Source organism: Methanobrevibacter sp. (assembly GCF_017406825.1).
Classification (GTDB): Archaea; Methanobacteriota; Methanobacteria; order Methanobacteriales; family Methanobacteriaceae; genus Methanocatella.
In genome coordinates this window covers 30,854-56,175 of the sequence record NZ_JAFQXT010000036.1, presented here as the reverse complement: position 1 = coordinate 56,175, position 25,322 = coordinate 30,854, and the positions used below count along the sequence as shown (strand labels likewise).

Annotated in this window: 27 protein-coding genes and 1 tRNA gene; 20 read left to right on the top strand and 8 right to left on the bottom strand. The window is 38.4% G+C overall.

Going from position 1 to position 25,322, the window contains the following annotated elements:
• On the top strand, nt 1-877 hold an 877-nt coding region (locus tag IJF99_RS06185), incomplete at its 5' end, for a bifunctional 5,6,7,8-tetrahydromethanopterin hydro-lyase/3-hexulose-6-phosphate synthase (RefSeq protein ID WP_292793151.1).
• A gap of 53 nt (nt 878-930) precedes the next feature.
• Nucleotides 931-1,212: a zinc ribbon domain-containing protein gene (locus IJF99_RS06180; protein WP_292793149.1), complete on the top strand. Its 282-nt coding sequence runs from the start codon at nt 931-933 to the stop codon at nt 1,210-1,212.
• On the opposite strand, the gene IJF99_RS06175 is transcribed toward IJF99_RS06180, so the two are convergent.
• On the bottom strand, nt 1,209-2,060 hold the full coding sequence (locus IJF99_RS06175; RefSeq protein ID WP_292793147.1) for a phosphoserine phosphatase: 852 nt from the start codon (nt 2,058-2,060) through the stop codon (nt 1,209-1,211). The two genes, IJF99_RS06180 and IJF99_RS06175, sit on opposite strands and share 4 nt — an antisense overlap.
• Before the next feature lie 102 nt (nt 2,061-2,162).
• Between IJF99_RS06175 and IJF99_RS06170 the strand changes: the two genes are divergently transcribed.
• From IJF99_RS06170 to hisB, 5 genes are all read left to right on the top strand, one after another.
• Entirely contained in the window at nt 2,163-2,750 is a 588-nt protein-coding gene (locus IJF99_RS06170; RefSeq protein ID WP_292793145.1) for a flavodoxin family protein, read from the top strand.
• Between the two features lie 43 nt (nt 2,751-2,793).
• The gene (locus IJF99_RS06165) at nt 2,794-4,356 is read left to right on the top strand and encodes a flippase (protein ID WP_292793143.1); all 1,563 of its coding nucleotides are present in this window, start codon (nt 2,794-2,796) and stop codon (nt 4,354-4,356) included.
• A gap of 63 nt (nt 4,357-4,419) precedes the next feature.
• Complete coding sequence (locus IJF99_RS06160; RefSeq protein ID WP_292793142.1) at nt 4,420-5,112, top strand: TOBE domain-containing protein; 693 nt, start codon at nt 4,420-4,422, stop codon at nt 5,110-5,112.
• 9 nt (nt 5,113-5,121) lie between these two features.
• The gene (locus tag IJF99_RS06155) at nt 5,122-5,325 is read left to right on the top strand and encodes a 4Fe-4S binding protein (protein WP_292793140.1); all 204 of its coding nucleotides are present in this window, start codon (nt 5,122-5,124) and stop codon (nt 5,323-5,325) included.
• 39 nt (nt 5,326-5,364) lie between these two features.
• Nucleotides 5,365-5,943 carry an imidazoleglycerol-phosphate dehydratase HisB gene (gene hisB / locus IJF99_RS06150; RefSeq protein ID WP_292793138.1) on the top strand — a complete coding sequence of 193 codons (579 nt, stop codon included), beginning with the start codon at nt 5,365-5,367 and terminating at the stop codon, nt 5,941-5,943.
• 106 nt (nt 5,944-6,049) lie between these two features.
• Here hisB and IJF99_RS06145 read toward each other — a convergent pair whose 3' ends face one another.
• Nucleotides 6,050-6,880: a F420-dependent methylenetetrahydromethanopterin dehydrogenase gene (locus IJF99_RS06145; RefSeq protein WP_292793136.1), complete on the bottom strand. Its 831-nt coding sequence runs from the start codon at nt 6,878-6,880 to the stop codon at nt 6,050-6,052.
• A 211-nt stretch (nt 6,881-7,091) separates the two neighbouring features.
• Nucleotides 7,092-7,163: transfer RNA gene (locus IJF99_RS06140), tRNA-Val, on the bottom strand.
• Nucleotides 7,164-7,271: 108 nt separating this feature from the next.
• On the opposite strand from IJF99_RS06140, the gene IJF99_RS06135 reads away from it, so the two are divergent.
• Together IJF99_RS06135 and IJF99_RS06130 are read left to right on the top strand one after the other, a co-directional pair.
• Nucleotides 7,272-8,195, top strand: a complete 924-nt coding sequence (locus IJF99_RS06135; RefSeq protein WP_292793134.1) for a branched-chain amino acid transaminase — start codon at nt 7,272-7,274, stop codon at nt 8,193-8,195.
• 11 nt (nt 8,196-8,206) lie between these two features.
• Nucleotides 8,207-9,040: an undecaprenyl-diphosphate phosphatase gene (locus IJF99_RS06130; protein ID WP_292793132.1), complete on the top strand. Its 834-nt coding sequence runs from the start codon at nt 8,207-8,209 to the stop codon at nt 9,038-9,040.
• A 32-nt stretch (nt 9,041-9,072) separates the two neighbouring features.
• Here IJF99_RS06130 and cobT read toward each other — a convergent pair whose 3' ends face one another.
• Together cobT and IJF99_RS06120 are read right to left on the bottom strand one after the other, a co-directional pair.
• Nucleotides 9,073-10,134 carry a nicotinate mononucleotide-dependent phosphoribosyltransferase CobT gene (gene cobT / locus IJF99_RS06125; protein WP_292793130.1) on the bottom strand — a complete coding sequence of 354 codons (1,062 nt, stop codon included), beginning with the start codon at nt 10,132-10,134 and terminating at the stop codon, nt 9,073-9,075.
• Nucleotides 10,127-10,630 (bottom strand): hypothetical protein, encoded by a 504-nt coding sequence (locus tag IJF99_RS06120; RefSeq protein WP_292793128.1) that lies wholly within the window; start codon nt 10,628-10,630, stop codon nt 10,127-10,129. Before IJF99_RS06120 ends, cobT begins: the two co-directional genes overlap by 8 nt.
• A gap of 118 nt (nt 10,631-10,748) precedes the next feature.
• Between IJF99_RS06120 and IJF99_RS06115 the strand changes: the two genes are divergently transcribed.
• The 11 genes from IJF99_RS06115 to IJF99_RS06065 all read left to right on the top strand — a co-directional run bounded on the left by IJF99_RS06115 (nt 10,749) and on the right by IJF99_RS06065 (nt 22,317).
• Nucleotides 10,749-11,198, top strand: a complete 450-nt coding sequence (locus tag IJF99_RS06115) for a hypothetical protein (protein ID WP_292793126.1) — start codon at nt 10,749-10,751, stop codon at nt 11,196-11,198.
• Between the two features lie 4 nt (nt 11,199-11,202).
• Nucleotides 11,203-11,454, top strand: coding sequence for a hypothetical protein (locus tag IJF99_RS06110; protein ID WP_292793124.1), 252 nt, complete (start codon nt 11,203-11,205; stop codon nt 11,452-11,454).
• Between the two features lie 8 nt (nt 11,455-11,462).
• Nucleotides 11,463-11,738, top strand: coding sequence for a hypothetical protein (locus tag IJF99_RS06105; RefSeq protein ID WP_292793122.1), 276 nt, complete (start codon nt 11,463-11,465; stop codon nt 11,736-11,738).
• Nucleotides 11,739-11,781: 43 nt separating this feature from the next.
• Nucleotides 11,782-13,380 carry a bifunctional N(6)-L-threonylcarbamoyladenine synthase/serine/threonine protein kinase gene (locus IJF99_RS06100; protein ID WP_292793120.1) on the top strand — a complete coding sequence of 533 codons (1,599 nt, stop codon included), beginning with the start codon at nt 11,782-11,784 and terminating at the stop codon, nt 13,378-13,380.
• 47 nt (nt 13,381-13,427) lie between these two features.
• Complete coding sequence (locus IJF99_RS06095; protein ID WP_292793118.1) at nt 13,428-13,979, top strand: XTP/dITP diphosphatase; 552 nt, start codon at nt 13,428-13,430, stop codon at nt 13,977-13,979.
• A gap of 53 nt (nt 13,980-14,032) precedes the next feature.
• Nucleotides 14,033-14,431 (top strand): 30S ribosomal protein S15, encoded by a 399-nt coding sequence (locus tag IJF99_RS06090; protein ID WP_292793116.1) that lies wholly within the window; start codon nt 14,033-14,035, stop codon nt 14,429-14,431.
• Nucleotides 14,421-15,755 (top strand): DHH family phosphoesterase, encoded by a 1,335-nt coding sequence (locus tag IJF99_RS06085; RefSeq protein WP_292793114.1) that lies wholly within the window; start codon nt 14,421-14,423, stop codon nt 15,753-15,755. The genes IJF99_RS06090 and IJF99_RS06085 overlap by 11 nt, the downstream gene beginning before the upstream one ends.
• A 1-nt stretch (nt 15,756) precedes the next feature.
• Nucleotides 15,757-16,944 (top strand): aconitase X catalytic domain-containing protein, encoded by a 1,188-nt coding sequence (locus IJF99_RS06080; RefSeq protein WP_292793112.1) that lies wholly within the window; start codon nt 15,757-15,759, stop codon nt 16,942-16,944.
• Nucleotides 16,945-17,045: 101 nt separating this feature from the next.
• Complete coding sequence (locus tag IJF99_RS06075) at nt 17,046-18,431, top strand: Mur ligase family protein (RefSeq protein ID WP_292793110.1); 1,386 nt, start codon at nt 17,046-17,048, stop codon at nt 18,429-18,431.
• On the top strand, nt 18,424-19,932 hold the full coding sequence (locus IJF99_RS06070; RefSeq protein WP_292793108.1) for a Mur ligase family protein: 1,509 nt from the start codon (nt 18,424-18,426) through the stop codon (nt 19,930-19,932). The genes IJF99_RS06075 and IJF99_RS06070 overlap by 8 nt, the downstream gene beginning before the upstream one ends.
• A 66-nt stretch (nt 19,933-19,998) precedes the next feature.
• Entirely contained in the window at nt 19,999-22,317 is a 2,319-nt protein-coding gene (locus IJF99_RS06065; RefSeq protein ID WP_292793106.1) for a DEAD/DEAH box helicase, read from the top strand.
• On the opposite strand, the gene IJF99_RS06060 is transcribed toward IJF99_RS06065, so the two are convergent.
• From IJF99_RS06060 to hisI, 3 genes are read right to left on the bottom strand one after another with little or no spacing between them, the layout of a single operon-like run.
• Nucleotides 22,314-23,063 (bottom strand): sugar phosphate isomerase/epimerase, encoded by a 750-nt coding sequence (locus IJF99_RS06060; protein WP_292793104.1) that lies wholly within the window; start codon nt 23,061-23,063, stop codon nt 22,314-22,316. The two genes, IJF99_RS06065 and IJF99_RS06060, sit on opposite strands and share 4 nt — an antisense overlap.
• Nucleotides 23,064-23,067: 4 nt before the next feature.
• Nucleotides 23,068-24,912 carry a PINc/VapC family ATPase gene (locus IJF99_RS06055; protein ID WP_292793103.1) on the bottom strand — a complete coding sequence of 615 codons (1,845 nt, stop codon included), beginning with the start codon at nt 24,910-24,912 and terminating at the stop codon, nt 23,068-23,070.
• 1 nt (nt 24,913) lies between these two features.
• Nucleotides 24,914-25,321, bottom strand: a complete 408-nt coding sequence (gene hisI, locus IJF99_RS06050) for a phosphoribosyl-AMP cyclohydrolase (RefSeq protein WP_292793100.1) — start codon at nt 25,319-25,321, stop codon at nt 24,914-24,916.
• Nucleotide 25,322: the final 1 nt, after the last annotated feature.

Genomic DNA, 25,322 nt, shown 5'->3' with positions numbered 1-25,322 from the left:
CAGAAAAATCTACCAATACAACTATGGAGCAACCAAATTGGCTATCAGAAGAGCAATGGAAGGTTACCCATCAATCGAAAAAGTGCTTGCAGAAAAAGACCGTGGAACTCACCCAATCATGGGATTCAAAGTCAAAAAACTCTGGTCACCACCTTACCTGCAGGTTGCACTTGACCTTGACAACGAGGCTGCAATGGAGAGAATCATCAACGACTTGCCGGACAATGACAGAATCCTGCTTGAAGCAGGCACTCCTCTTGTTAAAAAATTCGGTGTCGGAATCATCGGAAAAATCAGAAGCTTACGTCCGGACGCATTCATCATTGCTGACTTGAAAACCTTGGATGTAGGTCGTGTGGAAGTTAAGATGGCGGCTGATGAAACCGCTGATGCTGTAGCTATTTCCGGTCTCGGTACTGTTGAATCCATCGCTAAAGCGATTCATGAAACCCAAAAGCAAGGTATTTACTCTATCCTTGACATGATGAACGTAGCGGAATTCGAGAAAAAACTGGCAAAATTGCCTGAAGACCTGAAACCGGACATTGTTTTACTGCACAGAAATGTTGACATGGAAACCTACAGGGCAGAGCACGGTGAAGACACCAGTGACATGACCGAATGGGGTAACATCAAGGACATTAAAGCGGCACTTGGCGAAAAAGGCTTAATCGCTGTTGCCGGCGGAATCAAACCTAATAATGTAGCAGAAGCTATTGATAAAGGTGCAAACATCATTATTGCAGGCAGATACATTATCGGTTCAAGAGATGTGAGAAGAGCCGCACAGGACTTCTTGGAACATTTCGACCCAGATCCGGACAATATGAGACTTGCCATGGATGAAGACGAAAACATTGAAGTGAAAGACGACTAAGTAAATTAGAATTTTTCTAATTTACCTCTATTTTTTTTTAAAGGTGTATTTTTATGGGATTTTGCAATTCATGCGGCAGGCCAATTGTAAAAGAAGATTACGGAACAAATAAGGACGGAAGTTTAAATCCTGAATTTTGTAAAGACTGCTATCAGGATGGCGAATACACTGAACCTGACATAACATTGGAAGAGATGATTGTCAGAAAAACAAAAGAGATGATGGAAAAGAATCCTAGACTTCCCGAAACTCAGGCTACAGGAATTACAGTAATGTTCATTCCGGGATTGAAAAGATGGAATCCGGAGTTTCAAGAGGATTATGAAACTCTCTAACCATTGTTTAACACAAATTCTTTGACCTTATTGGCTATGTAGGTATCATGGCTCTGGTTTGATTTGATGTAATATAATTCTTCATTCAAATCGTTATATTTGTCAACCAAATCATTGTATTCCAAGCGTAGGGAATCATAATCTTTTTCTAGGTTTTCATTAAGTTCATACATTTCAGCATAACTGGTTTTTGTGTTGAGGTTTTCCTGTTTTAGATGGTCGTATTTTGTTGAAACCTGGTCAAAGCTTGCACGAATGGATGCATGCTCTTCTTTAAGGTTGAAACATTTGCTTTTGAGGTTCTTGTTTTCTTCCTTGATGCTTGAATATTTTGTTTTGAGGTTTTCATTTTCGGTTTTGATGTTGACAAACTTTGTTTTCAGGTTTTCGTTTTCAATAATAAGTTTTGAATGCTTATCTTTGATTGATTCATTTTCCTTTTTGAGAGAATCTAAATTAGATTGGTGTAAAGACTCATATTTCTCTTCCATTTCACTCAAAGCAGTATTCTGTTCATCAATTTTTTCTCTAAGTTCTTTAATTATCTGTTCATATTCTGAAATAGAAGCATTATTATTTTCACTCAGCCTTTCTTCCAATTTTTTCACTTCCTCAACATATAAATAATTAGCAACTTTCAATGAATCGTTTTCTTCTTCAATATCTTTGAAGTTTTCAATTTCTGAATTGGGGATGATTAGGACTTCTTCTTTGTTTTCATAAATGTCTTCATGCTTAGGCACTGTAATTTGGATCTGTTCTGTGGTGTATTTTTTCCTTTCACCACTTTTCAGTGTCCTGTTATATTCTCTTGAATATTTTTTTACAATACCTTTACCAAACTTCATAAGCATCCCTATTTATTATCATTCTAATTTTGTTTTTTTGATTTAATAAATATTTTGCAATTATAATAAAACTATTTTAATCATTTGTTCTAAACTATTTTTATGAAAGTCTTTGGAATCTGTGCAAGTCCGAGAAAAGGCACAACCCATTATGTATTGGACCATGCCCTGAACACATTGGAAGGCCATGGTTTTGAAACTGAAATCTTTACCTGCCAGGCAAAGGACCTGAAGCCCTGCATGCATTGCGATTACTGTTTGGAGAACAAGAAATGCATAATTCAGGATGACATGGCGGAAGTATATGAAAACCTGCAAAGTGCAGACGGAATCATTTTGGCAACTCCAATCCACTCAGGCTCCGTTTCAGCACAAATGTCAATCATCATGGACCGCACAAGAGCCCTTGAGGCTGTCGACTACAATCTCCTGAGAGGAAAAATCGGAATGAGCATTGCCGTCGGCGGCGACCGCACCGGAGGTCAGGATCTGGCCCACATGACAATTATCAATTATTTCATGATACACGGCATAATACCGGTCAGCGGAGGACCTTTCGGCTCCAATCTGGGGGCATCCTTCTGGTCAGAGGACTCCTTGGATAAAATAAAAGAGGACACTTACGGCATGGAGTCTTTAAACAGGACTTTGATTGAATTTGAAAATTTCTTGAATAAGTATATATATTAAAATTAATTTACATATATGTAATATCTATTTTTAAGGTTATATCATGGCAAATAAGTTGGTAAGAGGCAGTTTGATAATTTTCATCGGCAACATAATCTTCCGTATCGGAGGTTATCTGTACCGTTTTTTAATGGCTACCCTATTGGGTCCTGTCAACAACGGTATTTTGGGAACTACCTTATCATTCCAAGGAATTTTTCAGACTTTAGCGGCCGGAGGTCTTCCTCCCGCGATATCCAAATATATTGCTGAGTATAATGCCGTTGAAGACTATGATATGGCCAGGCAGACAATCTACACTGCCTTAAAGATTATGGTATTTCTGGGACTGTTTCTGGGAATATTGATGATTTTTGTCATTGCCCCATACATTGCATATAATTTCATGGGCAAGCCTGAAGTTATGGTTCCGTTGCAGATTATCGGTCTGATTACTCCTTTCAGCGTCATCATGGGAGCATTCAGAGGCGCATTTCAGGGAGTATACAAGATGGAGTATATCGTTTATTCCCGTGCAATCGAGCAGTTGGGAATGATTCTGTTTGCAACAGCATTCGTTTTGATAGGATTTTCTGTTGTCGGTGCATTGTGGGGTACGGTTATCGGCTATTCCCTTTCCGCTCTTTCCTGTGTGCTGATATTTAAGTTTTACATGCCAAAATATATTCCCCAACCGTCTGACGATTTCGAATTCGGCTTGCGCGATGAACTCAAATTAGGTTTGATGCTGGTGAAATTCTCAATTCCCGTCATCATCACCGCAATTGCCGAAATGCTCATCTATAATATCTGTACAATTATCATGGGCAAATTCCTGACATTGGCGGATATCGGATTTTTTACAGCGGCGGATCCTATTGCCAGATTGCCTCTGATGATTTCCATTTCCGTTGCAACAACAATTTTGCCGGCTTCCTCTGAGGCGTTTAAGGTTAAGGATATCCCTACCCTTCAGAAATATGTCAGTGAAGCCTATAAGATATCATTGCTGTTTGTGGTTCCTATGTGCATAGGCCTTGCATTGTTTGCGGCACCTACCTTGAAGCTGCTGTATTTCAAAACCCCTGCATACGTTGCCGGGGCTTCAGCTTTGGCGATACTCTCCATTGGAATGACTTTCTATTCAATATTTGCAATATCAACAAGTATCGTTCAGGGAATTGGAAACCCTAGAATCCCAATGTATATCCTGATATTCGGTTCCATTACCACAGCCGCTCTCTGCTGGGTGTTTGTTCCATATCTGGGCATTGCAGGTGGAGCTACCGCCACAACAATCGCTTGTTTCTGCATGATGGTTCCATGTGTGTATTTCGTATTCAAGCTAACCGAGACAGAGGCTCCCAAAAAGCCTGTCGTCAAGATTGTGATGGCCGCCATGATTATGGGATTGGCAGGCCTGTTTATTCCAAAGACCACAATATGGCTTTTCCCTGGAATCATAATCTGCATTATTGTCTATTTCTTCGCCTTGATTTTGGTCAGATTCTTCACTACCGAGGACATTGCCACCCTAAGGGGATATTCATCGAAATTAGGCCCCCTATCCAAATTTACAAATAAGGTCTTGAACTTTGTTGAAAGAATTGAATTTAGAAACAGATAATTGAAAACCTATTTATTATATAACGAATATATTTTTTATTAGTTATACTTTGGGGAGTATAAAATGACTGATGTAAAAGCCGGTGTAGAATATAAGATTAATGTTGACGGTAATTCTTTTTTACTTGACAGTAAAAAGTATAATTTACTGGAGTCTATTCTAGAAACTGGTTCTTTAACAGCGGCTGCTAAAGAGATTAATGTTTCTTATAGGACTGCACTGAATTATATTGATAAAATCGAGTCAACACTTGATGTGAAAGTTGTAACAACCACTAAAGGTGGAAAAGGCGGAGGTGGAGGAACCTCTTTAACTGAAGAAGGCTACTCTATCTTGAAGGAATGCAAAAAGATCAATGCCATAATGGAGCTTCATAAGGATGTCAATGAAATCGAAGCCGAAATAGTGGACATAAATGACGTCAAAGGTGTAATGACTATTAAAATGGAGGAATTTGAAATTAACGCTCCGTTGAATAGGAATTATAAAATCGGCGACCATATATTGGCCTTGATTAGTTATGATAACATCTTTTTGATGTTGGAGCCGCAGGCTTCCAGTATCCGCAATATACTCAAAGGCCAAATTGTTGAAATGAGGCTTGAAGGCGAAATTATTCGAGTTAAAATCAACATTGGCGGCATTACCTTGTGTAGTGATATTACGGTATCAGCGGAAAAGGAATTAAATCTCAGCATAGGCAAGGAAGTCTATGTCGGATTTAAGGCAATGTCTGTTGCAACTTTAAAATTATAAAGTGATAGTATGCCATTGCAGATTTTAGTTGATGAAGATAAATGTATTGGATGTGGAAAGTGTGCCGAGATTTGTCCCAAATCCGCTAAAATTTGGAAAGTTGGTAGCGTTGCACGTATATTGGATTTAAGATATTGTCATGTCTGTACACTATGTGCAATGGAATGCCCTACAGATTGCATTAAAATCATACGTCCGGGCGAAGAAGCCTAAATTATTGAAGCTAAAATTAATTATATTATAGGTTAGATTATGACTAGAATTGCTAACGTTTCAAGGAAAACATCAGAAACCGATATAGAAATAAAAATGAATCTCGATGGTGACGGAGTATATGATATCTCAACAGGAGTGAATTTCTTCAACCACATGCTGGAATCATTCTCCAGACATTCAATGATTGACTTGGATGTAAAGGCAGTCGGCGATATCGAAATAGATGACCACCACACCATTGAAGATATCGGAATACTTTTAGGCGAAGCCTTTTTAGAAGCCATCGGCGATAAAAAAGGCATTAAAAGAATGGCTCATGCAATCGTTCCAATGGATGAATCAGTTTCAACAATAGCAATCGACATCAGCGGACGCAGTTATTGCAACATGAAATTGGATTTCAAAAACGACAAAATCGGTGACATGACCTCAGATGTCCTCATTCACTTTTTTGAATCATTTGCCTCAAGCGCCAAAATAAACATTTACGGCACCGTCGAAGGAGCCAATGACCATCACAAGGCGGAAGCTGTTTTCAAGGCATTTGCAAAGGCTCTAAAAGACGCAATTAAAATTGAACATGATCAAATTCCTTCCACTAAAGGAGTCTTATAGCTAAATTATTAGCTATCTTTTTTTTAATTTTTAAAATAAGATATTCATTACTGTCGGTGATGTTCGGTCTTAAAAAAAATAAAAAAGTAAGTAGTAATTAAACTACTTATTCTGGTTTACTGATTAAGTCTGTTTTACAACCTGGGTTTCCTTCTTTCATGTGAGGGGTTCTTAAAACAGTATCATTAGCTTTTTCGATTTCTCTTGCTTCTTGTGCTAATTTAGCAGCACATGCAGCGATTTCGTGAGCAGCTGCTACTAATGGGATGAAGTTTTCGAAACCTTTGGTCATGAAACAACCTTTCATGTCTAAGTTTGCAACGGATCCTGCCATTTCGTAAGCAGCGATAGCTTTTGCTTTTGCGTATGGGTTTGCGAATCCACCAGCTTCTGCAGCTTTTTCAGCGGTAATGATGAGTTTAGGTAATTCGATTTCTTCTCCTGCATCTGCTTGAGCAATTACAGCATCAATGGTTTTTTGGACTAATCTTAATGCACCGGTTTCTGCGAGTACTTTTAAGATGTCTGAGTTGAAAATAGCCATTTCAGTTGGGTCTAACCATTCTCTTTTTGCACCAATCATTGGGTCAGACATTACGATAATGTAACCGAGTCCTTGTTCGTCCATTTCATCTTTTTTACCTTTACCAGGTGCGTCACCGATGATAATAGCAGGAACGTCTTTTTCGGATAATAATTCTCTTGCTTTAGCTGGTCCAGGTGCTCCTGGGTTTGGGCTAATGAAAATTGCGAAATCAGGTTCGAAAGCGTCGATCTTAGGTACAACGTCTTCTACTTGTTCTGGGTTCATTTTTGCACCAGATCCAAATGTCCTTACATCGATATTTGGTCTGTCTGCTCTTTCGTCTAACAATAGGTCAATTACTGGTGAAGTACCAATATTACCACTTTTAATAATAGCAATTTTTACTACCATAATTTAGTCTCCTTATTTGATAATTAAAATTTTAATGTAGAAAGTATTTAAATTTTATTATTTGTTATTTTGGCTACATATTGTTAGTAACTCATCAAACTGTTGGTTTTTATTAAAACATGTTTTTTAAGGCTAATAATAATTAATTTTGAGATAAAAAGAGCGTATTATTATGCAGTGTTGAAAAAAATCATTAAAAATAGAATTAAAGTGGTTCCGACGAGACTCGAACTCGTGATCCCCTCCTTGTAAGGGAGGTATCATACCACTAGACCACGGAACCAACAAGTAGTATTATGAATTTCTTTATATATATACATTTCTATTTTTCAAATTTTAGCTAAGAAAATTTTATAACTTAAAAAATATATATAAAATAATTGGTGATAAAATGGCTTGGGATGACACAGCTAGTAAAATATGGTTTGATGGAAACATGGTAGACTGGAAAGATGCAAACATTCACGTACTTTCTCATGTTGTCCATTACGGTACAGGTGTTTTTGAAGGAATTCGTGCATATAAAAATGAAAACGGTGTAGCCGTATTTCGTTTAAAAGAGCACGTTCAACGTTTATTTGATTCAGCAAAAATTTATAAAATTGATATTCCATATACACAAGAAGAAATAGAAGAAGCAATCTTAGAAACAGTTCGTGTCAATGATTTGGACGGGTGCTACATACGCCCAGTCGTATTCAGAGGATATGGAGAACTCGGTGTAAACCCTCTAAATTGTCCTGTCAATGTGGTCATTGCCGCTTGGGAATGGGGATCATATTTAGGTGAGGAAGGAATGGCAAACGGTGTGGATATTGGAGTTTCCTCATGGAGAAAACCGGCACCAGATACCTTCCCGGCACTTGCAAAATGTGCAGCAAATTACATGAATTCTCAATTGGCAAAACTGGAAGCTATCGATAATGGATATGACGAAGCCATCATGCTTGATTATGAAGGACACGTTTCAGAAGGTAGTGGAGAAAACATTTTCCTTGTCGAAGGCGAAAAACTGTTCACTCCATCAATGTCCTCATCCAATCTAAAAGGTATTACAAGAGACACAATCATGACCGTTGCACGCGACTTAGGCTATCAAGTCGTTGAAGAGATAATCTCAAGAGAAAGATTATACTCTGCAGACGAAGTGTTCTTCACAGGAACTGCAGCGGAAGTAACTCCAATCCGTTCAATCGATCACAGAACTATTGGTATAGGCAGCAGAGGACCGATTGCTGAAAAAATACAAAAAACATTCTTTGACATTGTTGAAGCTAAAACTGAAGACAAATACGGTTGGTTATCTTACATATAATGGTGTAGTCTATGGATATAGTTCAGGGAATTATAATCGGCATAGTTCAGGGTTTGACTGAGTTTTTGCCGGTTAGTAGTTCAGCGCATTTAGTTTTCATTCAAAACATCCTTGGAGTTGAAAGCTCTCTGGCTTTCGATACCTTTCTTCATTTGGGAACTTTGATTGCAGTATTATGGTTTTTCAGGGCGGACATCTACCAAATGCTCGAATCATGGTGGTACAGTATTCATGACATCTCACAGGGAAGGTTCAGGGAAGGATTTTATGAAGACCCTTACAAGAGACTTGCATGGTATGTGATAATTGCAACAGTTCCGGTTGGAATTGTAGGTGTGCTGTTTGAAGATTCAATAGACGCATTATTTTCAGGGGCATTGTATGTTCCTGCATTCTTTTTGTTTGTAACAGGAACAATATTATACCTTTCTCAAAGAATGCCAAGCGGTGAAATCAATTATGATACAATAACCAAAAAAGAAGCATTATTCATGGGATTGGGTCAGGCGTGTGCAATTCTCCCTGGTCTTTCACGTTCAGGAACCACAATTGCAGCCGGTTTAACAATCGGCCTTGAAAAGGAATTTGCCGCCAAATTCAGTTTCATATTATCAGTTCCGGCAATCTTTGGAGCATTTGTTTTCCAACTTGCGGATATCGGTGCTGCGATGAATGTCAATTTCCTTCCGGTATTTTTAGGATTTGTCGCATCAATCATAGCAGGGTATCTCGCAATCAGATGGATGCTGGACCTTATTCAAAATAAGAGCTTGGATATTTTTGCATATTACTGCTGGTTGGTTGGTATAATAGTGTTTATGGGTTCAATTGCCCACATATTTTAAAATTAAAAATGGTAGAGATTAAAAAATAATCTCTATTTACATACTTTTTCTATTTTTTTTCTTAGTTTTTCAACGGAGTTTCCTAAAACAAGCGCGGTATACATTGCTCCTCCGGCTCCGGCTCCTTCTTTAACAAATCCTTTCAGGTAATTTTTCAATCCTTCATGTTCGGAATCCTCGAATCTAGGATCTACAACATTAACGGTGATGTTGTCGTCAATCTGTTCTAGAATGCCGAAAAGGTCTGCGGTTTCATCGGCTGCGACAAACACTGTTGTAGCCAGGTTGATTCTTGAAAAGTCGAAGGTCGGTTGTATGGATTTAATCGCGGCACAGGTTGCGGCCATCTGTGTTCCTCCAGCCAAAATGATAGGGATGTCGGAACCTAACACCAATCCTGCAATCGCGGCGATGGTCGGGTCACCAACTGCGCCTATGGCCTGCATCGCATCGGCTTTTCCTATTTCAATTCCTGCGTTTTTCAATCCTTCATTAACGGCGTTTGACTTTAAGTCATGAGGGTTATGGGGCATGCTTCCGCTGACTTTCTCATTGGCTTCATAGCCAAGGGCTTTCAATACTCCAAGAGCGGTTGTAGTTCCTGCGGCAATGCTTTCACCGATAATGAGCATTTCATGCCTTAATGAAAGTTCGCTGCCTAAGTCCTTTGCGTTTTCAAATATTTCCAGAGGGTTCAAAACTCCTTTTCCTGTTCTGATGTCCCTTCCGTAATCTTTACCTAGACTCACATAGTCGAGATCAGGTTTGATTTTAGAACCTGCATCGACAATGACGAATGGGATGTTTGCAAGTTGAAGGGCTGCCTTTGTAAGCCTTGCAGGTGTCGGTGCTGCCGCATCACCCACAACGGTTTCTGCAGGTGCTTCACAACATCTCACTTCGCCCAAAACCATAAATTCAGCATCGGAAGCAGGAGTGTATATTGTTAACTCCGCGGATGGGCCCGCTCCAGAAATTCCCTCAATCAATGAGGTATCTGTTGTTCCGATTGTAAGTAAAAATACAGGGTCATCACATTCCTGTAGTTTTTCTGTCAAATCTGTTGACCCGTAAGTGGTAATTCCATCAATCATCTTTTTCACCTTGTTTTTTCAATAAATCTATAATTATTTTATTCTGATTAATAATCTTTTTGTTTTGAAGCATGATTTTCTTTAGCAATTCCCTTTCAGGCAATTCGTCATCTGTTGGGAATGTCTGTCCGTCTCTTGCTCTTGGTGGGATTTTAATCTGGTCTTTTGGAGGAAGGGATGTTTTTTCATCTCCTCTTGGAGGTATTGTGCCTCTTGAAGCGCTGTCTTCTTTAGCAACAAAGTCAACATATCTGTGTGTTACCTTATTTTTTCCTCTCTCTTCAAGAAGTTCCATCAGCCTGTCATCCACCTGCTCAACACCAACCAGCTGTTCCTGCTCGACTTCATGTATCAACCTTTTTTGAATGTTGTATGCATTGTAAATAGGTATTCCTCTGGTATTGCATTCGTTTTTAAACATGTCGTTGATGTTAATGTCTCCGGTTAACTGTTTTACTCTCTTTTGTTCTGGAGTGTTTGCACTATAAAATCCCATACTTTCACTTTTGTTTTTTAAATTTAAAATTGTTTCTATATTGAATTTTTGTCTTATTTTTGGACATTAATAAAATATTTATATAAAAAATGTCTAATTATTATACATTGGTGATAAAATGATTAAGGATATTTTGGGAAACCACCCTCAGATTAAGGTAATTGACTATATGTTGTCTTGTCCTTTCCATGAATTTACAAAACAGCAGTTAGCAGTAGGCTCTGAAATATCTAGATCCACATTGGATAAATTCATTGATAATTTTCTTGAATATGAATTATTATGTAAAAAAGGGTCTAAATATATTGTAAATCCTAAATCTGAGTTCATAAAAGATTTTTTTAGCATTAATGATAAACTTGTCAAAATAGAAATTGAAAAGCAATCAAGACTTCCGGAAGATATGGGTGATGAATTGAGTGATGATGAATTGGATGAAATCCTTAATGACATTCCTGATGAAGTAAATCTGGAAAAATTAGAATTTGAAATTGAATCAAAAGAATTCTATACATTTTCCTCAGACAAATCCAATGAAACTTCTTTCGATTTGTTGTTAAGCAGGTGATAAAATGAAGAATGTATCTGATATACCATATGATGAAACAGTAAAGATAAATGAAGACTCTAAGGTTGTTCATGCTTCATCTTTTGGTGTAGGTGGCACGAATGATGAAATTAGAATAATAGTCTGTGATAAAAAATTAATCACAGATGAAAATGGATTTAAATTAATTAATGAATCTGATTTACAAATTGTTATGGATAAAAAAACGGCTAATGATTTAAAAAATCTTTTAGAAATGTATACCGGGAAAGAATAGGTGTTAAAATGAAAACCAACACCATTATTCAGGAGGAAATCCTATTCTTCTTGTATCAAAACAAATATTTCAACAAACGCCACACTCCAATTTCAAATATCTGCAATAAATTGTCCCAAATTCCATGCAAATATATCAAGAACGAGTTAAAAAACTTATACAGGATTAAATTGATTAGATTCAAAAAAACTAAACATGGAATTGATGTATTTTTGAACGTTAAAATGAAAAGGGAAATTGAAGGCATCATTTCACAAAGACTGGAATCATGGTATTCATTATGATTTAATATTAAAAGGGACAATATTATATTATTAAACATTCAAGTTGATTATTTTGATAAGTTTAGGAATTGAAGGAACAGCAGAAAAAACCGGTGTAGGCATTGTTGATAGCGATGGCAATATCTTAGCCATGGCTGGAAAACAGCTATTTCCAGAGGAAGGAGGCATTCATCCAAGAATTGCCGCAGAACATCATGCAGAATGGATTCCTAAACTGATACCGCAAGCCATGGAAGAGTCCGGCTTGTCATATGATGACATTGATTTGATTTCATTTTCACAGGGTCCGGGCCTAGGCCCCGCTTTAAGGATTGTTGCAACTTCCGCAAGAAGTCTTGCATTGTCACTTAAAAAGCCAATTATCGGCGTCAATCATTGCATTGGCCATGTTGAAGTTGGAAAACTGGATACCGGTGCGGTCAATCCAGTATCACTTTATGTCAGTGGCGGAAACAGTCAGGTAATTGCCTATGAAAGCGGAAGATATAGGATATTCGGCGAAACCCTGGATATTGCAGTCGGAAACTGTCTGGATCATTTTGGTCGTGAAACCGGTTTGGGACATCCCGGAGGTCCTGTAATTGAAAAACTGGCAAAAAAAGGTTCATATGTTGATTTGCCTTATGTCGTTAAGGGAATGGATTTCTCATTTTCAGGATTGTTGTCAGCTGCCATAAGGGAAGTTGAAAAGGGCACTCCAATTGAGAACGTTTGCTTTTCACTTCAGGAAACAGCCTTTTCAATGCTTGTTGAAGTTACAGAACGTGCCCTGTCACACACTCAAAAGGATGAGGTGATGCTGTGCGGAGGGGTATCAGCCAATTCAAGATTGCGTGAAATGCTTAGGATAATGTCTGAAGAGCATGGAGCCAAATTCTACATGCCAGAAATGAAGCTTTGCGGCGATAATGGGGTCATGATTGCATGGCTAGGGCTTTTGATGTGTAAGGAATTTGGGCCGATGGAAATGTCTGAAACCGGCATCATCCAAAAGTTCAGGACCGATGAGGTGGATATCCCTTGGATTGACAATGCTAAAACCTATTTGACACTTTCGGATGAATTGATAGCAAAAGGAGCGGAATCCAACATTGTCAAAAGCAGTTATTTGGGTGAAAATGCGGTCATCAAGGATAGGATTCCTAAAGGTTATAGGGTTCCGGAAATCGACAATAAAATCAGAAAGGCCAGAACTAAAGAGGAGGCCAAGCTATTGTCCGATGCAAAAAGGGCAGGTGTCAGGACTCCGGTTCTTTATGATGTTGATTTGAACCGTAAAGCCATTACAATGGAAGAGATTGATGGAATTATGGTTAAGGATGTTATGGATGAAGACTTAGCTTTTAAAATTGGTGAGGAAATATCTAAACTGCATTCATACGATATTATTCATGGAGACATCACATCATCCAATATAATGCTTCAGGACGGCAATTTGGTTTTCATTGATTTTGGGCTTGGAAGATATTCGCAATTGAAAGAGGATAAGGCTGTAGATCTGCTTGTTTTGAAAAAATCCCTGCAGAGCATTGATTATAATCTGGCTGTGAAATACTTCGGCTGCGTTTTAGATGGTTACGGCGACAAATCAATCTTAAATACAATATCTGACATAGAATCCCGTGGAAGGTATACTCACTGAATTGATAACCAACACATATAATAAAAACCATCATCAAAGTTAAAATTATGATAACATTTATAACTGGTAACGAACATAAAGTAAAAGAAGCAGAGAATATTTTCAAAGATTATGACATTACTTTAGAGCATATTGATTTAGGCTACACAGAACCCCAAGGAACTCTTGAGGAAGTGGCCATATCAGGCGCAAAATATGCTTGTCATAAATTAGAAAAACCTGTGATTGTTGAAGATGCTGGTTTATTCATTAAAGCTTTAAACGGATTTCCGGGGACATATTCACATTATGTTCAAGATACTATCGGAAATCAGGGTGTTTTAAAGTTATTAGCAGATTCCGATGACCGTTATGCCGAATTCAGGTCAGTTATTGGGTACTGTGCCCCCAATTCTGAGCCCAAGATCTTTTTAGGCAAGGTCAAAGGTGAAATCGCAGTTGAAGAAAAAGGAAATTTAGGATTTGCTTTCGATCCAATTTTTTATGTTCCTAGTGAAGGTAAGACATTTGGAGAACTTACAACTGATGAAAAAAACCAATTTTCACATAGAAAAAATTCTTTAGAACAGTTTATCAAATGGTATTCTACTAAAGATTAAATTATATTTATTGGGCTTATTTAAGATTTAAAAAATTTAAAGAGGTTTATATTATGGCAAGACCAGAATGGGTAACTTATAGTGACGAAGAAATTGAAGAAATGATTTTAAAATTTAACAGAGAAGGTAAAAGTACTTCCGAAATCGGTATTATCTTAAGAGACCAGTACGGAATTCCGTCAGTGAAAGACGTAACCGGTGAAAGAATTACTCAAATCTTAAAAAGAAACGGTCAGGCTGGCGACTACCCTGAAGATTTATTAAACTTGATCAGAAGAGCAGTCAACATCAGAGACCACTTAGAAGAAAATCCTAAAGATTTACACTCCAGAAGAGGATTAACCATTATCGAAGCTAGAATCAGAAAATTAGCATCTTACTATGTAAGTGAAGGTGCATTACCAGAAGGTTGGAGATATAATCCAAAAGAAGCAGCACTCCTTGTTAAATAGAGCTAGTGAAGCTACCAATATGCTTAAGGGGCATATTGACAATGATAGTGTTATCAGATTAATTTCTCATAACGATGCTGATGGAATATCAGCAGCAGCAGTTATAGCGAATGCTTTAAAGGAAGAGAACGTTCAGTTCCACACTACAATAATCCCACGTCTTAAGGAAGATATTGTAAATCAGCTCAGAAGCGAAAAATATGATTTGTTCATATTTTCAGACATGGGAAGTCCTTTCATCAAGGAATTCAATACCTATAAGCATGATGTTATAGTTGCTGACCACCATCAGGTTGACGATACTGAATCTGAAAGCAATGTGGTACATGTAAACCCTCATCTGTTTGGTATTGATGGCAGTAAGGACTTGTCAGGTTCAGGTTCAGCTTATCTTACCGTTCGTGATTTGGATAAAAAGCACCTTGCCTATTTTGCACTTATTGGTGCATTTGGTGATATGCAAGGCCAAGACGGTTTTACAGGTGTCAATAAATTGATTTTAGATGATGCAGTAAGCAGCGGGGCTGTTGAAATCCATGAAGGTTTAAAGACAGTTTCCAAATCATCCGAACCTGTTTTCAAATCACTTGCTTATACTTTTTCACCGCCTTTGCCGGGGATCAGTGGAGATTTGGAAGGTTCTCAGGAATTTCTTGAACGCATGAATTTATCTTATGGAATCAAGTTCACCGATTTGGAGGATGAGGAAAAGGATCTTTTGAAGGATGCTCTCATCAATATTAATCCGGAGATTTTCGGGGACTGTTACACTCTTCCAAAGGAAGTTCCATTGCTTAGGGATTTGGAGGAATATGCATACATCCTTGATGCCTGCGGCAAAAACAAAAAACAGGGTTTAGGCTTAAGCATCGCTCTAGGTGAAAGGGACCAGGCATTGGATGCCGCCTTAAAGCTCCAGCGCCAATATCGCGACCAGATAGTCAGAGGCCTTGAATGGATTAAGAAGTATGGAGCTGAACAATTGAATTCAATTCAATATTTGTATTCTGAAGATAAGGTATTGAAATCAGTAATGGGAACAATTGCAAGCATAGGATTGTCAGTTGAATTATTGGATAATTCAAAACCGGTCATCGGAATGTCAAGACTTCACAAGGACATTAAGATTTCCGGGCGCACCACCCGCGAAATGGTTGCACGTGGAGTTAATTTAGGCCAGGCGCTTAAAGACTCATCAAACAATTTCGCAGGAACAGGTGGCGGACATGACGTCGCGGCCGGTGCGATGATACCGTTCGAGGCAAAGGACAATTTCCTGCATTTAGTGGATGAGATGGTTGAATATCAATTAAATAACGATTAATATGTTTTTGACAAAAAAAGAACAAGAAATGTGTGATGGGGAGTATGGAGAAACCATCAGAAAAAGTATGAATATCCTAGTGGCTTTAGGAGATATCTATGGCGCTTCTAAACTGGTTGACATCACTTCCGCTCAGGTATCCGGCGTTTCCTATAAAACAATAGGGGATGCGGGTTTGGAATATCTTGAAGACTTGGCCCGCGACGGTTCAGGTAAAGCCACAATAAACGCTTCACTCAATCCGCCGGGAACAGATTTGGATAACTGGGAAAAATTAGGTTTTCCCCACGATTTTGCAATCAAGCAAAATCAGATTGTAGACGCTTATGCAAATCTGGGCATTTCCAAGACATGCACATGCACTCCATATCTTGTGGGTAATGTTCCAAGATTCAGGGATCACGTTTCATGGTCCGAGTCATCTGCTGTAGCTTATGTCAATTCAGTCATCGGCGCCCGAACCAATCGTGAAGGAGGACCTGCGGCTCTTGCAGCGGCAATCGTCGGTAAAACTCCTCTTTACGGATTCCATTTGGATGAAAACAGAAAGGCCAATTTGTTAGTCAATGTCTCTACAGAATTGAAGGGTGCGGATTTCGGTGCATTGGGTTACATAATAGGCAAGGTTGTCGGCGGAGGAATACCTTATTTCAAATTGCAAAATGTTCCGAACAACAACGATTTGAAAACCTTGGGTGCGGCTCTTGCATCTTCAGGTTCCGTTGCGCTTTACCATATTGAGGGCGTGACTCCGGAATTCAACATAAACTCTGAAGATGAAATTGAGGATATAATGTTCATTTCCGATAAGGAAATTTCACAAACCCGCCAAAAATTATCAACCACAGATAAAACTCCGGATTTGATTTGTCTGGGATGTCCTCATGCGTCACTTGAAGAGATTAAACAGGTGGCAAGCATTGTTGAAGGCAAAAGCATTAAAAACAAATTATGGATTTGCACATCCGTCAGCGTTAAGGCAACAGCTGACAGAATGGGATACACTCAAACAATTGAAGCTGCAGGCGGAAACGTCGTATGCGACACCTGTATGGTTGTAGCGCCAATCGAAGAGATGGGCTTTGAGGTCATCGGTGTAAATTCAGCAAAGGCAGCAAACTATGTTCCGTCAATGTGCGGACTTGATGTTGTTTATAATGATGTTGAAAATCTTATTCAATTTGAATAGGGTTTCAAATTCTTTTTTTTAAATATTTTTCAATCGTTTTGTTAAACTTTAAATTTAATAAAATCTATAACTTATAGTAGAAATTATAAGGAAACTTTTTTATGAATTATTTAGTTGTTGGTGCAGGAAACGCAAGTAGGCCTGTTGCAAGATTGCTCAATTATTTGGGACATGATGTTGTAATAACAGATTTAAAAGATATTTCTGAATTCAAAATTGAATTCCAAAGAAGTTTAATTGAAATGGAAAAGGAAGGCGTGAAATTAGACATGGCCAATAAGGATCCATCAGTCGATGGATTTGAAGCGGCATACATGCCACCTACTTTACCGGAATCCGCTCCAATCGCTCAAAAGATAAAAAATTCAGATTTGAAGGTTCTAACCAATGAGGAATTCTCTAAAATCGTCAATAACTTGATTCCGGTTGATATAATAGGAATAACCGGAACCATGGGCAAGACCACAACAACTTTCATCACAACAAGCTTGTTCAAACAGGCAGGATACAATGTTTGGTCCTGTTCATCCTTAGTCAATAACTTGGTTTCCGAAGCCATTATCGATGGAATTGTTAAAGGCAAGGCACAGGGCTGCGATATTGCTATTTTTGAACTGCCTCACGGCACAATAGGTCTTTTGAATAAACTAAACGTTAAAATAGGTCTTTTAACAAATATTGCAGAAGACCATCTTTCAGAATTTGGAGGCTCACTCGAGTTATACCAGCAGCGTAAGCTTATTTTGGAATCGATAAGCGAAACGTTCATTGCAAACTATTCATGTTTTGATTTGATAAATCCGATAAGGGATGATGCAATTTACTACGCACTTGATGAGGATGTTGATTTCAAAGGCACTGTTGGTGATAAGTCATTGACAATAGAATATGAAGACGGTTCTTTTACAACTCCCTTTTACATGATGAGCTATTTCTTTGAAAACTCAGTTGCGGCTTCAGCCGCCGCCCTCACATATGGAGTTAAAAAAGAAGACATTATTGATGCATTAACTGTATTTAAAGGATTGCCTGCACACATGGATGATGTGGGGGAATATAATGGAAGAAAGGTAATTCTGGATTCAGCATTTTTATATGATGGAATGAAAATCACTCTGGATTACTTCAAGGATGAAAGCGTGGTATTGTTCCTTGATCATTTTGATACATTATCAGTTAGGGATAAGGCGGAAGTCGGCGAACTGGTTAGCAATTATGACCTTAAATGCGTAATTGCAAGCGGATTCAATGAAGTGACTCAGGAAGTGGAAATGCAGGCCGCTCAGGAGATACTTGATGCGATTACAAATCCGAATATTAAAAAGGTGGCGGTTGAAAACATTCAGATTGCCGCTGAAGAGACATTCAGGTACTCAGAGCCGGGAGACATCATTCTGCACATGGGTCCGCTTATAGCATATGACAGGCTAACGACCGTTGATAAAATCATGAAAGGACTTGAAATAGGAAGTAAAAAGTATGAATAAGAATAAAACCTTTGGTGTTATAGGAGTTTGCGGAGCAAACGGTAATTTGATAGCAAGAGTACTTAAACAGAGAGGATATAATGTCATAGGCACAGACTTGTCCTTTAAAAAAGATTGCAGGTTCGCAAAATCCCTTGAAGGTTATGATATTGAAGTTTTTTATGGAAAAACTCCCGAATCATTCTTTAATAAGGTTGATTATGTTATTCCACCTTTAAGTCTATCAAAAGATTCTGAAATTCTTAAAAATTGTGATAAACCGATTTTGGACGTATATGATATTATTGACATGATTAAACCTGAAAAGCCGGTGTTCGGAATAACAGGTACCAACGGCAAAACAACCTCAACCACCTTACTTAAAAAAATTGCATATGACAATGGAATAAAACCATGTGAGCATGATTTGGAAGGAATGCAGGGTAATGCCGAATTCATTCCTATTTTACAGTCAAGATTGGATGGGGATGTCGGAATATTGGAGGTTGGGACCTTTGGTGTTCCGGGAACAGTAGGAAGGATTGTCAAGAATACGGATATGGCCGCAGGTTTGATTACAAACATCACACCTGACCATCTAAATGATCTTGGAAGCTTTATGGATTATGCAAATGTCAAAGCGGAATTCATAAAGGAAATAGGTTCCGGACAATTAATAGTCAATGCCAATGACCCTACAATCATAGGCCTTTTAAGGGAATTGGATTTCAAAGGGGAAGTCATAACATTCGGTGTTGATGAGCTTCCGGATTCAATCAGCATGAAGGAATGTGTTTGCGGACGCGAAATTGCCGTAAAGGAAATCATATCAGGCTGCGGATATTACTTCTGCAAATGCGGCATAACAACTCCTCAGGTAGACTATATTGCATCCAATGTTGATTTGGCTAACCGCACTTTCGACTTGTTTACTCCGACTGATAAGTTAACAGTAAAGATGGGCATTGACGGCCTTCATAATGTTTATAATGTTACTGGAGTCATAATTGCCGCGCATGAATTCTTAGGCCTCCCATATGATAAGATCTTACCGAGCATCGCTGATTTCAATGGTGTCAGCGGAAGAATGGAGGAAGTGGGTAAGGTAAAGGGCAAGGATATTTATGTTGATTATGCCCACAACCCCGCCGGTGTGGAAACAGTGCTTAAAGAATTCAAAAAGCTGTTCGGCGAATTCACAACTGTCATAACAGTTTCATCCGAATCAGGTTATGTTGGAGACTTGGATATTTTCAACAGTGTCTTAAAATTCTCCAAATTCATAGTGCCCGCATCTGTCGCTTCACAAAAGATAGCCGTTGAAAAATTAAGGGAAAACCCTAAATTGAATGACAGGATATTTTTAAACCATATCGATGATTTTGTAAAAACAGGAACATTGGGCGCTTCAGAAGAGGAGGTTCGCGACGGTTTAATCAAGGCTTTAAATCTTGATTGTGAAATGGTAATCGCTCTTGGTGAAGCCGCCACCAAATTCAAATCTGTCGTATTTGAATTATGATATTAGGATTACTTTTCAAATGCTCTCTCTTAATATATTAATAAGAGTATTAATTAATATGATATCATGACAAGTTACATTAATCATCCTTTATTAAAAAAAGATGCAATCGAATCTAGATTATATCAACAGATTCTTGCCGGAGATGTTTTAAAAAAAGGAAATACTATGGTTGTTGCACCAACCGCACTGGGTAAGACAATCGTAGCGATTCTTGTAGCTGCAGACAGATTAAATAAAGTAAAAAACTCAAAAGTTCTGGTTCTAGCACCATCCAAACCATTGGCCATCCAACACGAGGAAAGTTTTAAGGAGTTTATCACTTTGCCGTGTTCATCACTGACAGGCGCCATTAAAACCGATGAAAGGGTAAAAAGATGGGAGGAATCCCGAATCATCAGCGCAACTCCGCAAACCATAGAATCCGACTTATTAAATGGAAGATATGACTTGAGCAATGTTTCATTGATTGTTTTTGACGAATGCCATCATGGTGTTGGATCTTATTCCTATGTATATCTGGCATCAAGATATGTTCAGGAATCAAGTTTTAATCTCATTTTAGGATTAACCGCTTCACCGGGCTCCGATAAATATAAAATCAAAGAAGTATGCGAAAACCTCTACATTCAAAATATCGTAGTCAAAACTGAAGATGACGCCGATGTAAAGCCATACTTCAACCCTGTTGAAATAGAATGGGTTAAAATTAAAATGAGCGGAGAACTTGCAAAAATCAAGGAAAATGTTGATAAAGCATTAAAAGTAAGGCTAAAGGCTTTAAAGAATATGGGCATCATAAAAACAGTTGCAGTTAATAAGGTGGATATTTTAAAAGCCAGAAGCAGAGTTCAAGGCGAAATTGCACGTTCCGCAAATCCTGATAAGAACCTGTTCCAGGCAATGTCTATTTTAAGTGCGGTCATAAATGTTCAGCATGCTCAGGAACTGATAGAAACCCAGGGGGTTCAGACCTTCAATAAATATGTTGGCAGATTACGCAAAAAACAAACCAAGGCAGCCAAATCGTTAATGTGGGATGATAATTTCGGTCGAGCTGTTAAAATGGCAAGGGATGCTGAAAAACATGGTTGGGAACATCCGAAACTGCGTGAAATAACCAAAATTCTTAAAAAGGAATTGGGGGACAACGGCCAAACCAAACTCACCACTTCCCGTTTTGAAGATAAAAGCGATGAGTCATCTTCAAAGATTATAGTATTTACACAATATCGTGATACTCTCGAAATGATTCATCAAAAACTTGAAAAAGAAGGAATAAAATCTGCAAAGTTCTTTGGTCAGGCAACTAAGGATGGGGAAAAAGGATTAACCCAAAAAGAACAGAAAGCTATTATAAAATCATTTAGAATGGGTGAATATGATGTTTTGCTTTCAACAAGTGTTGCAGAAGAGGGTATAGATATTCCTGCAGTTGATTTGGTGGTATTATATGAACCGGTGCCGTCTGAGGTCAGAATGATTCAAAGAAGGGGAAGGACTGGCCGTAAAAGAACAGGACGTGTAAAAGTGTTGATTACTGAAGGCACCCGTGATGAAGGTTATTACTGGTCAAGCATCAGAAAAGAGGACCGTATGAAAAATCAGTTAATCGACCCTGAGGTATTGGAGGAATTGAATGCTTCAGCAGTTGAAAGGATGGATAACCAGCGCAATGTTAAGGTGATTGATAAGCCTAAGGAGGAAAATGATTTTCCTGTTGTTTATGCGGACTCAAGAGAAGGCAATTCCAAAGTAATTAGACATTTAACCGAAATGGAGATTGACGTTAAAGTTCGTTCAATGGCCGTCGCTGATTATCAGGTAAGCGATGAAGTGGCTATTGAGAGAAAAACCGCGAAGGACTTTGTTGACTCAATCGTTGATAAAAGATTATTCAAGCAGGCAAAGGAATTGTCTGAAGAATTCAAACATCCTATATTGATTTTGGAAGGTGAGGATTTATACACAGGTTTCATTAATCCAAATGCAATTCGCGGAACAATGGCTTCCATTGCAATTGATTTTGGAATCAGCATTTTGCCTACAAGAAATGCTCAGGATACTGCTGCAATGATTAAGAGAATTGCTATTAGAGAACAAAATGGTGAAAGGACTCCTATTCAAATCAGAACAGACAAAAAACCGGTCAGCCTTTTGGAGCAGCAATTGTTCATTGTAGAATCATTACCTAATATAGGTCCGGTCAATGCCAAAAATCTGTTAAAGCACTTTGGGTCTGTGTCAAATGTTCTTAATGCTTCAGAAAGTGACCTGCAGGAAGTTGAAGGAATCGGTAAAAAAACAGCTAAGGATATTAGGAAAGTGATTGATTCCAAATACCTTTATTTTGAAAGGGAAATAAAAGAAAAGAAACTTCTTTAGAAGTTCCTTTTAATGTACTCATAACTTTTTTTGATAGAATCATGGTCATTTACTTCAATGATGTAGATGCCATCATAATTTTTTTCTTCTAATTTATTGACAATAGATTTTAAATCAATAGAGCCTTCACCAAATGCAAGGTGAGCATCATCATCACCAAAATTATCATGCATATGTATGTGTTTAATTGAATCAAAAATCATTCCGTCCGGAGCATATCCCGCATGGTTGGCATGGCCGATGTCCAGGGTCATGGACATGTCCAGTGAAACGAGCAGTTCATTCAAATCATTCAAATTCTGATAAATCATGCCGTCAAATGTAGGCATGTTTTCAATGGTTGTCAAAACACCTAAATCGTCGCCATACTCTCCTAGCTCTTTTATTGATTCATTAGCAAACTCATAAACTCTGTTCAAAAAGTATTTGTTCGCTAAAAATGGTGCAAGGCCGGGATGTACGACCACGGCTTCGGCATTTATTTCATTTGCCAAATCAATAGATTCTTTTATTTGGTTTATTGAGTTGATTCTACTTTTCTTTTGAACTGCCGCAATGTTAACGTCCATAAAAGGGGAATGAACTGAATATTTTAAATCATAACTTTGCAAACTATCAGTGTCCACCTCTTCGTGAGGGAATTGATGGACAATTTCAGCATAGTCCAAACCTAAATTTTCAATGAATTCGAGATTATCTTCCAATCTATCTGTTATGCCGGCCAGTGTTGATGCTCCAATTTTCATGTTATCACATTTTTTGAATAGCAGTAATCTCCAATCCCATCTCGATAGCTTCAATGATGATATCGGATAGCTCTATTCCTCTTTTGATTTTGATTTCTCCTTTTTTAGATGTTGTTGCGGTCAATAAATACTCTCCGTCTATTTGAATGTCAAAGTTTTTACGGCCATTCTCACGTCCGAGCTCCAAGATCAACTGTTTTCTGGTATGCAGGATATCAACTTCGAAAGGAGCCTTGTTTATAGGTTTTGATTCAATTACCTCTACGCCTAAACTTATTCCAATGATTTCTTCAATTTCAGCAATTCTTTTCCCGTTTTTTCCGATGATTTTTGGGATGAACTCTTCGGGGATGTATATGTTGGCCCTTTCAGGTGAAATCACTTCAACATCAACTTTTGCTTTTTTCGGCAGAATCTTTTTGACTTTCCTCAAGATTTCCTTTTCAGCGATCTTATCCACTGATGATTTGTAATTCGCTTCGCTGCCGGTTCCGTTGACAAGATCTATGTCCATCACGATGGTCTGCTCTCCGTAGGTATAAATCTCATTTTTAAGCTCACCGGTTTCAAAGTCTCTCACTTCAATAACAGGCCTTGCGAGGTCCGCCTCTTTCATACCTGTTGGAACTTTAACAGTCATTTTGGTCTCATAGACGCTTGTAACTTTCCCGTCTTCAATGTAAATGCTTGTATCAACAATCGATGGAATTACACCAAGCTCAACTCTTGAAGCGATTCTTTGGATTGCATCAATCGGGCGTGTTGCATGGACAACTCCAATCATACCAACGCCGGCAAGCCTCATATCCGCAAAGATGTTGAAATCAGTGTTTTTACGCAATTCATCATAGATGGTATAATCAGGCCTTACAAGCAACAGCACATCAGCGGTATTTTCCATGCTTCCTTCCAAAGGAGCGTACTGTGTTATTTCATCAGGCAGCTGCAAATCACGTGGCGATTCCATTGTCTTTACAACCTTATTTAATTTTGATGCGTAATATTTGCCTATTGCCTGTACGAATGTTGATTTACCTGCTCCCGGAGAACCGGATATTAGAATTCCTTCGGCATTTGTCCTGATTCTTTCGAGCAATTTGTCAGACAAATGATATTCATCCAAATCGATGTTTGCAACGGGCCTTACGGCTGTAATCTCCAAACCTTCAGAAAATGGCGGGTAAGCTATTGAAATCCTGTATTCTCTTGATTGAACAACATATGACCCTTTCTTCTCGCTTTCCAAGTAAGTTTTAGGGTCATTCTTTGCCTTGTCGAGGATTTCATCAACAATTTCCTGAAGTTCCCTGTAATTATAACGTTTTTCGTTTAATATGATAAAATCAATGTGTCCGGGGGTTCCTTTTTTCGCCATCGGAACTACATTTTCCTTTAAATGGACGGACATTGTATCGTCATCAAAGTATTTTTCGATTGAAAGTGGGGTTTCTTCAATTTTCTGTTCATAAAAATATACGGGTATTCCCTGTGATTTCGCAACCTCGGCCTGCACTTTATCGTTGGTAACAAGTGTTCCCATCTCGCTTCTGGCAATATCCCTAATGATGCTGTCTATTTCGCCGCTTTTAGCATACTTTATGTCATAGTTGGTTGGCCTTTTTCCTTTAAAGGTGATTGCAAGTTCGCCTTCATCCTGCAAATCCTGCAGTTTCTGAAGTTCCTTTAAACCTTTTCTTCCTTCAGACCTGTTGGCGTTTGCCTGGTGTTCAAGTTCACAAACCACCGCTTCGGGCACAACAATTTCAGGATAATCCAAATCCTCCTTTTCAATGAGGTCTGATATTGCACCTATGATAACGGCGCTTGTGTCTGGTATTATACATTTCATTTCAATACACATCTTCCGGGTTTACAAGTCTTTTTAAGATAATTTCAGTATCTTCTTCTTTCATATCATCAATGTCGATCCTGTTTTCGGTGTTCAGCTTTCTAAAAAAGCAGGATTTATAACCTTCATGGCATGCCGCACCGGTTTGGAAGATTTTTAAAACAATTGCATCCATATCGCAATCCACAAGGATTTCATGAACTTCCTGAAAATGGCCTGAGGATTCGCCCTTAAGCCACAACTGGTTTCGTGATGTGCTCCAGTAATGGGCCTTGCCTGTTTCAATGGTTTTAATCAATGCTTCCTTATTCATGTTGGCCAACATCAGTATTTCATTTGTTTCAATATCCTGCGCAACTGCAGTGATGACCTTAACGCCGTTGATTTCATGCCTGAAGTTTATGTTCATT

Coding starts and splice junctions, on each gene's coding strand:
- IJF99_RS06065 (WP_292793106.1), top strand. CDS start 19,999: ATGACAAGTTACATTAATCATCCTTTATTAAAAAAAGATGCAATCGAA.
- IJF99_RS06175 (WP_292793147.1), bottom strand. CDS start 2,060: ATGAAGTTTGGTAAAGGTATTGTAAAAAAATATTCAAGAGAATATAAC.
- IJF99_RS06170 (WP_292793145.1), top strand. CDS start 2,163: ATGAAAGTCTTTGGAATCTGTGCAAGTCCGAGAAAAGGCACAACCCAT.
- IJF99_RS06130 (WP_292793132.1), top strand. CDS start 8,207: ATGGATATAGTTCAGGGAATTATAATCGGCATAGTTCAGGGTTTGACT.
- IJF99_RS06165 (WP_292793143.1), top strand. CDS start 2,794: ATGGCAAATAAGTTGGTAAGAGGCAGTTTGATAATTTTCATCGGCAAC.
- cobT (WP_292793130.1), bottom strand. CDS start 10,134: ATGATTGATGGAATTACCACTTACGGGTCAACAGATTTGACAGAAAAA.
- IJF99_RS06070 (WP_292793108.1), top strand. CDS start 18,424: ATGAATAAGAATAAAACCTTTGGTGTTATAGGAGTTTGCGGAGCAAAC.
- IJF99_RS06180 (WP_292793149.1), top strand. CDS start 931: ATGGGATTTTGCAATTCATGCGGCAGGCCAATTGTAAAAGAAGATTAC.
- IJF99_RS06135 (WP_292793134.1), top strand. CDS start 7,272: ATGGCTTGGGATGACACAGCTAGTAAAATATGGTTTGATGGAAACATG.
- IJF99_RS06095 (WP_292793118.1), top strand. CDS start 13,428: ATGATAACATTTATAACTGGTAACGAACATAAAGTAAAAGAAGCAGAG.
- IJF99_RS06115 (WP_292793126.1), top strand. CDS start 10,749: ATGATTAAGGATATTTTGGGAAACCACCCTCAGATTAAGGTAATTGAC.
- IJF99_RS06110 (WP_292793124.1), top strand. CDS start 11,203: ATGAAGAATGTATCTGATATACCATATGATGAAACAGTAAAGATAAAT.
- IJF99_RS06105 (WP_292793122.1), top strand. CDS start 11,463: ATGAAAACCAACACCATTATTCAGGAGGAAATCCTATTCTTCTTGTAT.
- IJF99_RS06060 (WP_292793104.1), bottom strand. CDS start 23,063: ATGAAAATTGGAGCATCAACACTGGCCGGCATAACAGATAGATTGGAA.
- IJF99_RS06145 (WP_292793136.1), bottom strand. CDS start 6,880: ATGGTAGTAAAAATTGCTATTATTAAAAGTGGTAATATTGGTACTTCA.
- IJF99_RS06080 (WP_292793112.1), top strand. CDS start 15,757: ATGTTTTTGACAAAAAAAGAACAAGAAATGTGTGATGGGGAGTATGGA.
- IJF99_RS06055 (WP_292793103.1), bottom strand. CDS start 24,912: ATGAAATGTATAATACCAGACACAAGCGCCGTTATCATAGGTGCAATA.
- IJF99_RS06120 (WP_292793128.1), bottom strand. CDS start 10,630: ATGGGATTTTATAGTGCAAACACTCCAGAACAAAAGAGAGTAAAACAG.
- hisI (WP_292793100.1), bottom strand. CDS start 25,321: ATGAACATAAACTTCAGGCATGAAATCAACGGCGTTAAGGTCATCACT.
- IJF99_RS06075 (WP_292793110.1), top strand. CDS start 17,046: ATGAATTATTTAGTTGTTGGTGCAGGAAACGCAAGTAGGCCTGTTGCA.
- IJF99_RS06155 (WP_292793140.1), top strand. CDS start 5,122: ATGCCATTGCAGATTTTAGTTGATGAAGATAAATGTATTGGATGTGGA.
- IJF99_RS06160 (WP_292793142.1), top strand. CDS start 4,420: ATGACTGATGTAAAAGCCGGTGTAGAATATAAGATTAATGTTGACGGT.
- IJF99_RS06090 (WP_292793116.1), top strand. CDS start 14,033: ATGGCAAGACCAGAATGGGTAACTTATAGTGACGAAGAAATTGAAGAA.
- hisB (WP_292793138.1), top strand. CDS start 5,365: ATGACTAGAATTGCTAACGTTTCAAGGAAAACATCAGAAACCGATATA.